The 13,686-nt window shown below is 70.8% G+C and carries 10 protein-coding genes and 1 pseudogene; 3 read left to right on the top strand and 8 right to left on the bottom strand.

Going from position 1 to position 13,686, the window contains the following annotated elements; genetic code table 11:
* Positions 1 to 71 precede the first annotated feature (71 nt).
* Positions 72 to 2,558 carry a GTPase-associated protein 1-related protein gene (locus tag OG496_RS42210; protein ID WP_405974616.1) on the top strand — a complete coding sequence of 829 codons (2,487 nt, stop codon included), beginning with the start codon at positions 72 to 74 and terminating at the stop codon, positions 2,556 to 2,558.
* A 224-nt stretch (positions 2,559 to 2,782) separates the two neighbouring features.
* On the opposite strand, the gene OG496_RS42205 is transcribed toward OG496_RS42210, so the two are convergent.
* From OG496_RS42205 to OG496_RS42190, 4 genes are read right to left on the bottom strand one after another with little or no spacing between them, the layout of a single operon-like run.
* The gene (locus OG496_RS42205) at positions 2,783 to 3,400 is read right to left on the bottom strand and encodes a DsbA family protein (protein ID WP_405974615.1); all 618 of its coding nucleotides are present in this window, start codon (positions 3,398 to 3,400) and stop codon (positions 2,783 to 2,785) included.
* A gap of 55 nt (positions 3,401 to 3,455) precedes the next feature.
* A complete protein-coding gene (locus tag OG496_RS42200; protein WP_405974614.1) occupies positions 3,456 to 4,058 on the bottom strand; it encodes a TIGR03086 family metal-binding protein in 603 nt (200 codons plus the stop codon).
* A 25-nt stretch (positions 4,059 to 4,083) separates the two neighbouring features.
* Positions 4,084 to 5,106, bottom strand: coding sequence for a ketopantoate reductase family protein (locus tag OG496_RS42195; RefSeq protein WP_405974613.1), 1,023 nt, complete (start codon positions 5,104 to 5,106; stop codon positions 4,084 to 4,086).
* 53 nt (positions 5,107 to 5,159) lie between these two features.
* The gene (locus tag OG496_RS42190) at positions 5,160 to 5,708 is read right to left on the bottom strand and encodes a DUF1697 domain-containing protein (protein WP_405974612.1); all 549 of its coding nucleotides are present in this window, start codon (positions 5,706 to 5,708) and stop codon (positions 5,160 to 5,162) included.
* A gap of 407 nt (positions 5,709 to 6,115) precedes the next feature.
* Here OG496_RS42190 and OG496_RS42185 point away from each other — a divergent pair, with 407 nt between their 5' ends.
* Positions 6,116 to 8,359 carry an MMPL family transporter gene (locus tag OG496_RS42185; RefSeq protein ID WP_405974611.1) on the top strand — a complete coding sequence of 748 codons (2,244 nt, stop codon included), beginning with the start codon at positions 6,116 to 6,118 and terminating at the stop codon, positions 8,357 to 8,359.
* Positions 8,360 to 8,419: 60 nt separating this feature from the next.
* Here the strand turns inward: OG496_RS42185 and erm are convergent.
* The 4 genes and pseudogenes from erm to OG496_RS42165 all read right to left on the bottom strand — a co-directional run bounded on the left by erm (position 8,420) and on the right by OG496_RS42165 (position 12,564).
* A pseudogene (gene erm, locus OG496_RS42180) lies at positions 8,420 to 9,203 on the bottom strand (ErmE/ErmH/ErmO/ErmR family 23S rRNA (adenine(2058)-N(6))-methyltransferase).
* A gap of 276 nt (positions 9,204 to 9,479) precedes the next feature.
* On the bottom strand, positions 9,480 to 10,760 hold the full coding sequence (locus OG496_RS42175; protein WP_405974610.1) for an ABC transporter substrate-binding protein: 1,281 nt from the start codon (positions 10,758 to 10,760) through the stop codon (positions 9,480 to 9,482).
* On the bottom strand, positions 10,760 to 11,593 hold the full coding sequence (locus tag OG496_RS42170; protein WP_405974609.1) for a carbohydrate ABC transporter permease: 834 nt from the start codon (positions 11,591 to 11,593) through the stop codon (positions 10,760 to 10,762). The genes OG496_RS42175 and OG496_RS42170 overlap by 1 nt, the downstream gene beginning before the upstream one ends.
* Positions 11,594 to 11,613: 20 nt before the next feature.
* Positions 11,614 to 12,564: a carbohydrate ABC transporter permease gene (locus OG496_RS42165; protein ID WP_405974608.1), complete on the bottom strand. Its 951-nt coding sequence runs from the start codon at positions 12,562 to 12,564 to the stop codon at positions 11,614 to 11,616.
* A 171-nt stretch (positions 12,565 to 12,735) separates the two neighbouring features.
* Between OG496_RS42165 and OG496_RS42160 the strand changes: the two genes are divergently transcribed.
* On the top strand, positions 12,736 to 13,599 hold the full coding sequence (locus tag OG496_RS42160) for a phosphotransferase enzyme family protein (RefSeq protein ID WP_405974607.1): 864 nt from the start codon (positions 12,736 to 12,738) through the stop codon (positions 13,597 to 13,599).
* Positions 13,600 to 13,686 lie beyond the last annotated feature (87 nt).

The following is a 13,686-nucleotide window of genomic DNA, read 5'->3' as shown; positions in this document are numbered from 1 at the left end:
GAAAGGGGTCACCCCAGGCTCCGGGATCTGCTGGGATGGTTCCTCTGCGGGCTAGTGGGGAGCAAGTACACGTGGCGGGTCAGGAGTTCGGGCATCGTGAAGGGCCTGTCCTGGCCCAGCTGCATTACACCTCGGCGCCGGCCGGCTCCGAGGATCCCGGCCCCCGGTTCACGGCGGTCGGCGCGGAGGTGCCGCCGGGAGTGCTGAGGGAGGCCGAGCGGCTCCTCGGGTACGAGCCGCCGCCCGACAGCCCGCGACAGCCCGACGCCGAGCAGCTCAAGTGGTTCCCCACAGTCTTCAGCTTCAGTGAACTCGCCGACGGTGGACGGCTGTTGAGCCGTTCCGTGTGCACCGGCACGGACTGGGCCGGGGGCCCTGTCTCCTTCCACACGCACGCCGTCCTGCTGCCGGCCGGGACCCGGCTGCCGGACGGTGTCCTGCCCATCTCCACGTGGGAGTCCCCGCGTTGGGCCGAGTCGACTCCCCCGGACGGCGGGCCCGACCCCGTCGACCGTGTCGAACCTTCCGGGCTGCTGCGCAAGGAGGCGCTGGTCCCGTTCGCGGTGTCCCGGGCCGGACGGCTCGCCGCGTTCTTCGCCGATCTGCGGGCGGTGGCCGCGGACCCGGGTGCCGGGCAGATCGTGGTCGTGGAGCACGACAGCGCCGACGTGGCCCGGTGGATCGCGCTCGCCTGCACGGTCCTGCCCCGCGAGCAGGCGCACCGGCTCACCTTCACGACGTACACCCACGACCCCCGGCAGACCCGCCGGCAGCTCATCGGCGCGCTGCCGTCCTCCGAACCCGTCGCCGACGACGAGCGCTACCGCGTGCACAACTGCACGGGCCGGCAGCCGTCCGGGCCGGTCACGGACACCTGGGCCGAGGTGTGCGCCCGTGTCTGGCGTGCGGGCCGCCCCGACCTGTTCCACAACGACCCCGAGGATCTGGGCCCGTTGGCGGTGTCCGCCCTCGTCGCGGGCATCGACCTGCGGACGGACGCCCGTGCGGCGGCGGCGAGTTGGGCTGCCGAGCAGGTGGACGCACTGCCCGACGACAGACTGACGGCGTTGGTCGCCGGGCTGTGCGGCGGCCCGGTGCCGCACCTGGGCTCCCCCTCGGCGACCCTGCCCGGCACGGCCGAACAGGTCGCCCTGGCCGCGCTGTTGGCCCGGCTGGACGGACGCGTGACGGCCGCGGTGTCGGCGCCGCTCGCCGCGCGTGTGCTGGCGTCGGCGGTCCTCGCCCATGGACCGGTGCCCGTGCTGCGCGCCGGGTCCCTGACCGCGCGGGCCCATGACGACCTGGCCCGCGATCTCGCGCCCTCCCTGCGGGCCGGTATCGCGGACACGCACGAACCGGCCGTCGGACGGCCCCTCGCGCTGCTGCGCGCCGCCGACCTCCTCGACGTCGACTGTCAGGACCAACTCCCGGAGCTGGCCGAGCGGTTGGCGCGGGAGCTGGTGGGCGCCTCGGCCGCGTCTTCGCCGGGCGGCGAGCCTCCCGCCGTGGGCTGTCCGCCCGGGCTCCTCGACGCGGTGCACACCCATCCCGGGCTGCGGGTCGCGCTGTTCGGTTCGCTCGACACGCTCGCCGTCGCCGAACCAGCGTCTGTGGCACGGGTGTTGAAGGGTTCGGGGCTGCCGCTCGACGTCCAGCAGTCCGGGTTCCCGCATCTGCGGATGTGTGTCACGCCCGCCGGGCCGGACGATCCGCTCCACCGGTTCCACGGTCTGCTCCGCACGGCCGGGGTCTCGCCGCACGCCGACCCGACAGTCCTGCGCACGGCGTTCCGCCTCACCTGGCCCGGCGCCGAACTGCCCACCGGCCGGGAGGCGGCCCTGCTCCTGACGGAACTGGGCTCCGACACCCACCGCACCGCCGGCACCCGGGAGTTGCTGATCGAGGCGGCGCTCGCCGCTCCCCCGAACGACCCCGACATCCCGGCGCTCGCCACGGATCTTCTGCGCTGTTTCACCACGGAACTGGGACCGGGCCGGCGTACCGCCCTGCTCCTGCTGGAGTTCACCGGCCTGCTGGGCACCGGCGGTGAGGGCGAGGAGTGGGTCGGCCGGGTACTGGAGCTGATGACCGGTACCGCCACCGACCCGATACCGGACGCCGTCGCCGAACGCGCCTTCCAGGCCCTCGCGGCGCGGCTCCTGGCGGGCACGGCACCGGAGAACGAGCTGTACGCACTGGCCCGTTCGGCCGGGCCGCGCCTCCTCGCGGCGTACGAACGGACGGCCCGTTCCGAGCGGGTGGGCGACCGGCTGCGGACCGAGCCGACGTACGTCGCCGCCCGCTTCTGCGACTGGAGCGCGTTCCCGGGCACGTATCCCGCCTGGGACGAGACCCGTACGTCCTTGCTGACCAAGGTGCTGCGACCGGCCGTACGGGCCCTGTCCGCAGCGGACCAGGGCGCGGTCGAGACGGCGCTCGACCACGCGGGCCGCAACAAACTCGAAGCGTTTCGCGCCTGGAACCGCCCCGGCGCACTGGGCCGACTCGCGGGACGGCTGTCGGGACGGGGACGACGGGCCGAACATCCGGGCGCGTGACCGGCGTAGACCGGGACGGGGGCCGAGCCGACGCACGACCGACCCGGCGAAAAGATTAGGCGGCCCGTGCCGCCCGAAGTCCGGCACTCCCCTGTGATGTCGGACCCCGGACGGCCCGTCCGCAGCACGGCCCCCGCCGGCGTGAGCCTGGTCGCGGGGGTCGCTTTCCGTACTGCGTCTCGCGCCGCGTTTATGTCACTGCGCGACTGAAACTGGCCCCTGGTTCAGTCGAAGGACAGCCCTCCGGTACGCGTCCGCTTCAACTCGAAGAAGTCCGGGCACGTGGCCAACACCCGGAAGCTGTCGAAGAGTTCGGCCGCCTTCGCGCCGCGCGGAATCGCCCGCAGCACGGGCCCGAACCACACCGTGCCGTCCACATGCAGGGTCGGCGTCCCCACATAACCGCCCGACTCCGCCTCCACGCCCGCCTCATGGCTGCGGCGCACGGCGTCGTCGTACGACACGTCAAGCGCCGCGTCGGCCAGTTCGGCCGGGAGTCCGAGCTCGGCGAGGGATTCGGCGACGACGGCGTCGAAGTCGTCATAGCGCCGCTCGTGGATGCGGGTACCGAAGGCCGTGTACAGGTCCCGCAGGACCTTGTCGCCCCGCTGTTCGGCTGCGGCCACGGCGACGCGGACCGGGCCGATGGACTTGTCGACCAACTCCCGGTACCAGTCGGGGAGTTCGTTGCCGATGTTGTGGAGGTAGAGGCTCATCGCGTGGAAGCGGAGGTCGAGCGGGCGCTCGCGCTCGACCTCCAGCAGCCAGCGGGAGGTGATCCACGCGAAGGGGCAGGCGGGGTCGAAGTAGAAGTCGACGCGGACCGGGTTGTCGTGACTCATACGGGCAACGCTAACCGCCGATCGGGCCGAGCGCTCGGCCCAATACAGCACTCCCTCACTGGTCCACTTTGCTCATGGCCCGCTGCCGCGGGTTCCGTCCGCTGGACGCGAGGGCGCGTTCGAAGACGGGGGCGTCGTCCGGTACGGGTACCGGGTCGGCGAAGCCGTCGTACTGGCGGTAGAGGTCGCCATGCTTCTCGACCACGGCGAGGACGAAGCCGGCCGCGTCGTCCGAGACGGTATACCGCTGGCCGGTGGCCGTGGCCACGTCCCAGCCGTGGACCGCCAGCTCCTTGATGATCATCGAGGCGATCTCGTCGGCCGGCATCTTAGCCATGCCGAGGTCGACCTCGCCCTCCCACACCGCCGGGTCGGCCCAGGCGGCGACGGCCCGGTCCAGCTGGGCGGCGTACGCCTGTGCCCAGTCCGGGTCGGCGGTGAAGTCGCGCCCGGTGAGCTCCTCGGAGAGCTGCTCGCGCAGGGCACGGTGCTCCAGGCCGTGCGAGGTGTAGAGGACCCAGTGGTTGACCATCGCGCGGACGTCCCAGTCGGGGCAGTGCGTGGGGTCGTCGAGCTGGGTCGCACGGACACCGCGCGCGACACGGGCGGCCTCGGCGGCGCATTCGATCATGTACGGGTGCAGGTCGTGGTTGCTCATGCCCTCCACGCTAGGGAGGGCGCCGTCAGGACTCTTGAACAAACGCGACAGCGTCGTCGGCGAGGCGGACCAGCTCGTCGAACGGCAGCGAACCGGGCGCCCTGTGCTCGCGCGCGAAGCTGTTCGCGAGCCGTTGCAGCAGGTCGTTGAGCGGTGTCGGTACGCCGTGCAGCCGCCCCAGCAGCGCGATCTCGCCGTTGAGGTAGTCGGCCTCGATGGTGCCGGTGCCCCGGTTCAGCGACTGCCAGGAGGAGCCGCCGCCGCGCGGGGCGCCGTCGATCTCCACGAGCTGGATCTTGTCGCCGCGCGCCTCCTTCTCCTCCTCGGCGCCCGCGTACGCGATACCGGCCGCATCCAGCACGGCCGCGCCCTCGGCCCGCACCCGCCGGTAGAACGCCAGGTGCTCCTCGGTGCCGCGCACCTCGACGACGGCCTCGATCGCGTTGCCGAGATTGCCGAGCAGCTTGGCGTACTGCCAGCGCGTCACGTCCGGCACGACCGGCGCCTCGAACCTCGACTTCTCCAGGTCCACGGCGATCGCCCGGGCGGTCTCGTCCGTGCCGTGCGGGTAGCGCCCGAGGTGCAGGATGCCGGTGAGCGGGGTGCCCTCGGCGGCAACCACACCCGGCTCGACGAAGGTCGCGGGCAGCCAGACGCAGACGCCGTAGACCCGCCGGAAGCGGCGCAGCGCGAGCCGTTGGCTCTCCACCCCGTTCTGCGCGCAGACGACGGGGAGCCGCTCGGCGGCCGTACCACCACCTGCGACCGGTGCCGGGCCCCAGAGCGCGAGCGCGGACTCGCTGTCCTGTGTCTTGACGGCGAGCACGAGTACGTCGTCGGGCTTCAACTCGCCCAGTTCGGCCGGCCCTTCGACGACCGGCAGCCGGTACGTCGACTCTCCGTCCGGCACCTTGAGCCGCAGCCCGCGCTCGGCCAGCGCCGCCCGCTGCGCGCCCCGCGCGACCAGTACGACCTCGCATCCCGCCCCGGCCAGCCGGCCACCGATGGCCCCGCCGACCGCCCCTGCTCCGATGATGATGTAGCGCATGGGACGAGCCTCGCACAGCGCGTGCGGGCCGGGTCAGCGGGTACGGCATCAGGTCAACCGGCGGTCATCTCCACGAGTTTGACCACGGTGTTCCAGTTGCGGGACGTCGCGATCAGCCCCTTGTTCAGCCGCGGCCGGGAGAGTTCCGCGGCCAGCTTGGAGCGGCCGAGGCCGTCGGGGGCGTAGAGGTACAGGGCGCGGTCGCCGAGCCGGAACTCCTCAGGGAGGTACGCGGATCGGTCGATTTCCGCGAAGCGGTCCTCGGTGACCGGCGCCGAGAAGTACGTGACGTGGAGTTGCTTGCCCTCCAACTCGGCCGCCGGGAAAGGGCAGTTGTCGGCGATCGCCTTGAGGTAGGCGTGGTCGCGGACGATGACGTCGACCGTGAAGCCGAACCGCTTCTCGATCGCCTGCGCGAGTTCCGCCGCGAGGGACTCCCCGTTGCCGTGCCCGCTCACGAACACGGCCTGGCCGCTCTGCAAGTAGGTGCGGACGTCGGCGTGTCCGAGGCCTTCGAGGAGCGTGCGCAGCTCGGCCATCGGGAGCTTCTTGTTGCCGCCCACGTTGATTCCGCGCAGGAGCGCCGCATAGGTCGTCGTCATCCGCACACCATAGAGCGGCCTTCGTGCCCCGTGGGGGTGGGCACGACGGCCGCTCCATGTGGTGTGCGGGTGCGCGGGTGTGCGGAAACTCTGGCGGATGAGGTGGCTCCGGATCAACACCTACAGGCACACCTACCGACACCTGTGACTTGTTCAACAAGGTTTCGTAATAACAAAGCGGACCCCGGCCGACGCATCGGACACCCTGATCATCACCCCCGAGCCGCCCCGATAGATGTAAGGGGCTGCCGTCCTCCCCAGTGCGGAGGGCGCGCTGTCCGTGCGGAGGAGCCGGTCGTCCCATACCTCACCGGTCAGCACGAGGGGACGTTCTTATTCCGCGCATACCTTCGAACCATGAGGTGGCGGCAGGGGGCTGGCACCGTGCACAAGGGGGCAAGCCCGTCATGGGGAACGGAGATTCGCGGGTACGGGGGCTCGCCGCCCGAGCCGGCGGCTGGAGCGCCCGGCACCGATGGGCCGCGGTCGGCATCTGGATGCTGTTCGTGGTGCTGGCGATGGGTATCGGTTCGGCGGCGGGCCGTGTCGACGTCGACGAGAGCGACCAGCTGAAGGGCGAAACGCACACCGCCGCCACGATCATCGACGACGCCGGGATCAAGGAACCGGCCGGCGAGACCATCCTGATCCAGTCGAAGGACACGTCGGTCACGTCCACCGACAGCGAGTTCCGCTCCACGGTCACCGCCGTCGTCAAGGCCGTCGAGGGGACCGGCCGGGTCACGGACGTGACCTCGCCGTACGACACGAAGACGATCTCGAAGGACGGCCGGAGCGCGCTCGTCCAGTTCGACATGCGCGGCGACGCGGACACCGCCGGCGACCGGGTGGAGCCGGTGCTGAAGGCCGTCGCCGGGGTGCAGAAGGACCACGGCTCGCTGCGGATCGAGGAGATCGGCAGCGCCAGCATGGCGAAGCAGTACAAGGACGCCTTCGGCAACGACTTCAAGAAGGCCGAGTACTCCGCCGTGCCCGTCGCCTTCGGCATCCTGCTGATCGCCTTCGGCGCGCTGGTGGCGGCGCTGCTGCCGGTGGCGCTGGCCATCACCGCGATCGTGGCGACGATGGGCCTGATGGGCCTCGTCAGCCATGTCCAGCCGATGAGCGACACCGCCAACTCCGTAATGCTGCTGGTGGGGTTGGCCGTCGGCGTCGACTACTGCCTGTTCTATCTGCGCCGTGAACGCGAGGAGCGCGAGGCCGGCCGGGACGCCGGGGCCGCGCTGCGGATCGCCGCCGCGACCAGTGGCCGCGCCATCATCGTCTCCGGTGTCACGGTGTGCGTGGCGATGGCGGGCATGCTGTTCACCGGGCTCGCCGAGTTCGAGGCGATGGGCCTGGCCTCGCTGATGGTCGTCGCGGTCGCCATGGTCGGCTCGGTGACCGTACTGCCCGCGCTGCTCTCGCTGTTGGGCGAGCGGGTCGAGAAGGGCCGCATCCCGTTCCTGCGCCGGCGCGGCCGCCGGGGCAACGGCGAGAGCCGGTTCTGGACCGCCGTCCTCAAGGGCGTCCTCGCCAAGCCTCTGGTCTCGGTCCTCGTCGCGGCCGGCGCGCTGCTCGCGATCGCCGCACCCGCGGTCGGCATGAAGACCGAGAACCTCACCCTGGACCAGGAGTTCGGCAACTCCCTCCCGATCGTGGGGACTTACAACCGCGTCAACGACGCCTTCCCGGGCGGCTCCGACCCGGCCGAGGTGATCGTCAAGGCGAAGGACATCAACGCGCCTGAGGTCAAGCAGGCGTTGGCCGACTTCAAGGCGCAGGCGGTCAGTTCGGGTGCCTCGCGCGGCCCGGTCGACATCAAGCTGCACGACGCGCAGAACGTCGCCTTCGTCTACGTCCCGCTCGTCGGCGGCTCCGACCAGGACAAGGCCTCGAAGAGCCTGGAGAAACTGCGCGACGTCGTACGGCCCGCCACCCTCGGCAAGGTCGACGGCGTCCAGGCCCCGATCACCGGAAACGTCGCGGGATCGAAGGACTTCAACGACCAGCTCCTCGGATCGGTCGTCCCGGTCTTCGCGTTCGTCGTGGTCTTCGCCTTCCTGCTGATGCTGCTCTCGTTCCGCTCACTGACGGTCGCGATCACCTCGATCGTCCTCAACCTCCTTTCCGTGGGCGCCGCTTACGGCATCCTCGTCGCCGTCTTCCAGCACGGCTGGGGCGCCTCACTGGTGGGCGCGGAGGGCGTCGGCGCGATCGTCACCTGGCTGCCGCTGTTCCTCTTCGTCATCCTGTTCGGCCTGTCGATGGACTACCACGTGTTCGTCGTCTCCCGTATCCGCGAGGCGCGGCTGCGCGGCCGTTCGACCCAGGACGCGATCCAGCACGGCGTGGTCACCACGGCGGGCGTCGTCACCAGCGCCGCCGTCATCATGGTCGCCGTCTTCGCGATCTTCGGCACCCTGTCCATGCAGTCCATGAAGCAGATGGGCGTCGGCCTCGCGGCCGCGGTCCTCATCGACGCCACGGTCATCCGGGGCGTCCTGCTCCCCGCGGTGATGGCCCTGCTCGGCGAGCGCAACTGGTACTTCCCGAAGTGGCTCCACCGCCTCCCCGACCTCACGCACGACGAGTCGCCGGAGCCGGTTCCGTCCACGGTGGCGGGCGAGGGTGAGCCTGTGCGCGTGTAACTCCCCCTGATCGAGGGCCTGTTGGTATCCCGGGGGAACCAACAGGCCCTCACCCATGTCCTACGACATCTTCAGCGCCGCGTGCAGCCGTAGCCAGTGGTCCGGGGACACCTCCCCCACCAGGACGCGTGGATCGAGGCTCGCCGCACGGAACGCGGCGTCCACGCGGCGTCTCGGGTGGGCCCGGCGCAGCGAGGCGTGCAGCGAGCCGCCCACCCCGGAGAAGCCCAGCTCGACCAGGTGCCGCCAGTCGCGCAGCGCGGCCGGTTCGAGCAGCGGGGTCCGGCGTCGCTCGATCCGTACGATCCCGGCGTCGACGCGTGGCACGGGGCTGAACCGGCGCCGGTCGACCCGCCCGACCAGCCGCCATTCGTACCGGGGCCAGGTGCGGACCGTCAGCAGGGTCCAACTGCCGTAGTCCCCGGTGCGTTTGCGGGCGTATTCGAGTTGTTGTGAGCAGGGTGGCGTCGGTGAGGGCGGGGGCACGCAGGCACCAGTCGACGATGTCGGCGGTGCGGGAGAACGGCACGTTGCCGGCGACGGCGAACGGGGTGCGTGGGGGCCGGGTGTCCATGAAGTCCCCGGCGACCACGTGCACTTGGGGTGTCGTGGAGAAGCGGGTGCGGAGTTTCGGCACGAGGCGGGGGTCGATCTCGTGGGCGTGGAGTTCGTGGCAGCGGGGTGCGAGTTTCGCGGTCAACGCGCCTTTCCCCGCGCCTACTTCGAGGAGGAGCGGTGCCTGTCGTCCCTGCGGGACGGCGAGGCGGGCGACGTATTCGGCGGTGGCGCGGTCGGCGAGGAAGTTCTGCGAGAGCGCGCGGGAAACGTGGGTGGGGCGGGCCATGGCCTGCGGTCCTTGTCTTCCGTGAAGGGCATACGGGCAGACGAAGGCCTTGACCGGAAGAGCGGACGCGCGTGGCGGGTCGGCTGGAGTGTCAGCGGGCGTGTGCGCCCGGGCCGGTCAAGGCACCGGGGCTGCGGCGGATACGGATCGCATACGTGCAGCTCCGGCCGAGACCGGAGTTCGTGATCGCGTTCGCGGCTGACATGTGAGGCACGCTAGGTGGCTCGGGTGGGGTGGGGCAACGGAGTTTTCTTGGAAAGAAGGGGGTCACCATGATCAGCGTTGGTATCTCGCCAGGACCAAGTTGCCGTCCCTCTCCAGGCGTTGGCGTAGTTCGGCGAGGGTGATCGCTCCGCTGTAGTACTCCTGGAACGCCGGGGTTGCCACCTTGTCCTTCCACTCGGGGTAGCCGCGTACGGACTGTGCGGGTGCCGAGACCAGGTCGGTGGCGAGTGCGGTCCCGGTGGACCAGTCGTCCTTGGTGGTGTGCAGGGCGGGGTCCTTCAGAGCCTGGGTGCCGGTGGGGAGCATCCAGTCGCCGAGGGCCAGGCGGACCATGTTCTTGGGCTGGAGGAGGAAGTCGATGAACTCGGCGGCCTGCTTCTTGTGCGGGCTGTCCTCGGCGATGGACAGGGTCTGTGGGCTGACGCCCTGGGTGAGGCCGTCGGCGCCTGCCGGGGCGGGCAGGACCTGCCAGTCGAAGCCCTTGGGTGCCTGCTGCACGATCTGCTGGCGGTAGGAGAAGCCGAGCGGGATCATCGCGTACTTGCCGCCGAAGAAGCCGGGGAGCGTGTCCGAGCCGCCGCTGCCGAGGGTGGTGGGTGAGGCGCTGTGGTCCACGTTCGCCTGGTCGTGGATCGTGCGGGGGACGACCTGGTCGGCCTTGTCGAAGCGGACGGTCACCTTGCCGTCCTTACCCCGGTGGAAGAGTTCGCCGCCCGCAGACAGCGAGAGGTTGAGCGTGGCGGACACCGGCTCCTTGAGCGGCCAGGCCACGCCGTACTTGCCGTCGCCGCTGAGCCGTCGGGTGATGTCCCTGAACTCGGTCCAGCTCCAGGGGTGTTCGGGGGTGGGGATGCGTACGCGCGCTTTCTTCAGCCAGGTGGCGTTGGCGATGAGTACCCGTGGCTCCTGGAGGAAGGGCACGCCGTAGATGCCGTCCCCGAAGGTCGTCGTGTCCCAACTGCGTTGCGGGATCTCGGACTTGAGCCGGGCGGGCAGCAGGTTCCGGAGGTCGGCGAGGTAGCCGCCGTAGGCGAAGTCCGCGAGGTCGTCGGAGGCGTCGTGGATGATGTCCGGTGCCTCACCGCCCTCGAAGGAGGTGAGCAGTTGGTCGTGGACGCTGTCCCAACTGCCCTGGACGTACTCGACCTTGACGTCCGGGTGGGTGGCGTTCCACTCCTTCACCAGTTCCTTGTTGGCGGTGACGGACTCGTCCTGCCAGGCCAGGGACTGGAAGCGGAGGGTGATCCGGCCGTCCGCGGAGTTGCTTCCGCTGCCTGTGCAGCCGGCGAGGAGCAGGGTCAGGGCGAGGGCGAGGATCCAGCGCGTTCGCATCAGCTCTTCACCGCCCCGGTCAACATGCCGCCGGTGAGCCGCCGTTGGATCAGCGAGAAGACGATCAGCGAGGGCAGGGTCGCGAGGAACGCGGCGGCGGCCAGCGGGCCGAGGTCCGCGACGCCCTCCGCGCCGATGAAGTGGGTGAGGACGACCGGCAGGGTCTGTTTCTCCGGGGTCTTGAGGAGCACCAGCGCGAAGAAGAACTCGTTCCACGCGGTGACGAACGCGAACAGCGCGGTCGCCACGATCCCGGGCGCGAGGAGGGGTGCTGTCACCGACACGAGTGTGCGGAGCTTCCCGGCGCCGTCGACCGCCGCCGCCTCCTCCAACTCCGGTGGCACCGCTCGTACATACCCGACGAGCATCCACAGCGCGAACGGCAGCGACCACACGACGTAGACCAGCACCAGCCCGGCCAGGGAGTCGATCAGCCGCAGGTTCTTCAGCACCAGGAACAGCGGGATGATCACCAGCACGAACGGGAACGCCTGGCTGACCACCACCCACCCGGTCGCGGCCCGCGCGAGCAGTGTCCGGCGCCGGGCCATGACCCAGGCCATCGGCGTCGCGATCACCACGGCGATCAGCGCGGCCCCGAGCGCCGCGAGCAGGGAGTTCAACGCGGCGTGCAGCAGCGGCTGTTCGTCGAAGGCCTGGCGGAAGTTGGCGAGGGTGGGGTGCCTCGGGATCCAGGTGGGGTGCAGACTGCCCAGCTCTCGCGGGGACTTGAAGGCGGTGGAGATCAGCCAGAGCAGGGGGAAGGCGAGGAAGACGAGATACGCGAGCAGGGCTGTGTACTGTCCGGCGCGGGCTCCGGTACTCGTCCTCATCCCTGAAGTGCCGCGGGTCCTCATGAGTCGTCTCCTCCCCTCAACCGGCCTACGAGGAAGACGGCGAGGAGCACCGAGATCACCGCGACCATCACGCATCCCATCGCCGCCGCGTAGCCGAACTGGCCGTAGCGGAAGGCCTCTTCGTAGGCGAAGAGCATGGGCAGCCGGGTGCGGCCGCCGGGTCCGCCGTTGGTCAGGACGTAGACCAGGGCGAACGAGTTGAAGTTCCAGATCAGGTTGAGCGCCGTGATCGCCAGCGCCACCGGTCTGAGGGCGGGCCAGGTGACCGTGCGGAAGCGGCGCCAGGCTCCGGCGCCGTCGACGGCCGCCGCCTCGTGGAGTTCGCGCGGGGTGTTCTGCAGCCCGGCGAGCAGGGCGACCGTCGTCTGGGGCATGCCGGCCCAGACGCCTACGACGATCACGGCGGGCAGCGCGGTCGTCAGGCTGCTGAGCCAGTCGCGGCCGTTGCCGATGCCGAGGTCGTGCAGGGTCTCGTTGAGGATGCCCGCGTCCGGGTTGTAGACGATCCGCCACATGATGCCGACGACGACCTCGGGCATCGCCCACGGGACGATCGCGAGCGCCCGGGCGAGCCAGCGCATCCGTAGGTCCTGGTTGAGGAGCAGGGCGAGGCCGAGGGCGAGCAGGAACTGCGGCACGGTCACGCCGACCGCCCACACCAGCCCGATCCGGAACGACTCCCAGAACAGCGTGTCGTGCAGCAGGTCCCGGAAGTTGAGCCCGCCGATCCACTGGGTGGGCGCGGTGCGGCCCGACTGGGAGTCGGTGAAGGCCAGCAGGATTCCGTAGAGGAGGGGGCCGACGCTGAGCACGAGGATCGGGATCAGGGCGGGTAACACCAGGAACCAGGCCGCGTGGTCGGAGCCGCGCCCTTGCCGGTCCCGGCTGCGCGCGCGGCCCGGCGGCCTCCGCACCTCCGTCACCGATACCCCCGTCACCGATGTCATGGAATCAGCCCCTTTGCGCGGCCCGGTCGGGCCCCGTCATGGTCGTGAACACGTCGTGTCTCGTCAAGGCACCTCGCATGCCGTCCCACCTGTGCGAATGCGACACTGGCCGTCGGATGGCGGGAACCCGACGCCGTACGCACACGCACAGGGACCACTCGGAGGCGGACGATGGACGAGGTACGGGCCCGGGACGTACTGGCCGCGGCGGACGTACTGCCCGGCCCGGCGCGGGACGCGCGGCTCCTCGCCCTCGGCGAGAACGCGGTGTTCGCCGCCGGTGACCTGGTCGTCAAGGTGGGCCGTGCCGCCGAACTCCTCGACCGGGCCCGGCGCGAGCTGGATGTCGCGCTGTGGCTGGCCGAGTCGGGCGTCCCCGCGGTGCGCGCCGCCGAGCCGAAGGCGCGCCTGGTCGAGGGGCACCCGGTGACCGTGTGGCACCGGCTGGCCGATTCCGTCCGCCCGGCCGAACCCCGGGATTTGGCCGAACTGCTACGGGTGGTCCACGCCCTCCCCTCCCCCTCCTTCGACCTCCCGCCCCGCGAGCTGCTGGGCGGTGTGGAGCGCTGGCTGCGTCTCGCCGGTGACGCGATCGACCCGGCGGACGCGGCGTATCTGCGCGAGCGCCGGGACGGTTTCGCAGCAGCAGCGGCATCGCTCACGCCGCATCTGCCGCGGGGGCCGATCCACGGCGACGCGCTGCCCCGCAATGTGCATGTCGGCCCGGACGGTCCGGTCCTGGTCGACCTGGAGACCTTCTCCGCCGATCTGCGCGAGCACGACCTGGTGGTGATGGCCCTTTCCCGCGACCGGTATGCCTTCCCGGCCCGCGCCTACGACTCGTTCACCGAGGCCTACGGCTGGGACGTGCGCGAGTGGGACGGCTGCGGGGTGCTCCGCGGTGCCCGGGAGACGGCCAGCTGCGCCTGGGTCGCCCAGCATGCGCCGAGCAACCCTGAGGCGCTTGTCGAGTTCCGGCGGCGGGTGGCGTCTCTGCGGGACGGGGACGAGACGGTGCGGTGGTATCCGTTCTGAGCGCCTATTGATCGGGGCCGATCGGTCTCTGGGCGACTGCGGGTCCGCTGTGGCTGGTCGCGCCCACGCGGCGGAGCCGCAAATCGA

It is taken from the genome of Streptomyces sp. NBC_00988 (genome assembly GCF_045162645.1).
Classification (GTDB): Bacteria; Actinomycetota; Actinomycetes; order Streptomycetales; family Streptomycetaceae; genus Streptomyces.
Note: the sequence above shows the minus strand (reverse complement) of the source record. Positions and strands in the feature narration are given on the sequence as shown.

What these genes read in the sequence shown, in the direction of transcription:
- OG496_RS42200 (WP_405974614.1), bottom strand. Translation starts at nt 4,058, where the DNA reads ATGAGCAACCACGACCTGCACCCGTACATGATCGAATGCGCCGCCGAG.
- OG496_RS42195 (WP_405974613.1), bottom strand. Translation starts at nt 5,106, where the DNA reads ATGCGCTACATCATCATCGGAGCAGGGGCGGTCGGCGGGGCCATCGGT.
- OG496_RS42190 (WP_405974612.1), bottom strand. Translation starts at nt 5,708, where the DNA reads ATGACGACGACCTATGCGGCGCTCCTGCGCGGAATCAACGTGGGCGGC.
- OG496_RS42175 (WP_405974610.1), bottom strand. Translation starts at nt 10,760, where the DNA reads ATGCGAACGCGCTGGATCCTCGCCCTCGCCCTGACCCTGCTCCTCGCC.
- OG496_RS42185 (WP_405974611.1), top strand. Translation starts at nt 6,116, where the DNA reads ATGGGGAACGGAGATTCGCGGGTACGGGGGCTCGCCGCCCGAGCCGGC.
- OG496_RS42165 (WP_405974608.1), bottom strand. Translation starts at nt 12,564, where the DNA reads ATGACATCGGTGACGGGGGTATCGGTGACGGAGGTGCGGAGGCCGCCG.
- OG496_RS42170 (WP_405974609.1), bottom strand. Translation starts at nt 11,593, where the DNA reads ATGAGGACGAGTACCGGAGCCCGCGCCGGACAGTACACAGCCCTGCTC.
- OG496_RS42160 (WP_405974607.1), top strand. Translation starts at nt 12,736, where the DNA reads ATGGACGAGGTACGGGCCCGGGACGTACTGGCCGCGGCGGACGTACTG.
- OG496_RS42205 (WP_405974615.1), bottom strand. Translation starts at nt 3,400, where the DNA reads ATGAGTCACGACAACCCGGTCCGCGTCGACTTCTACTTCGACCCCGCC.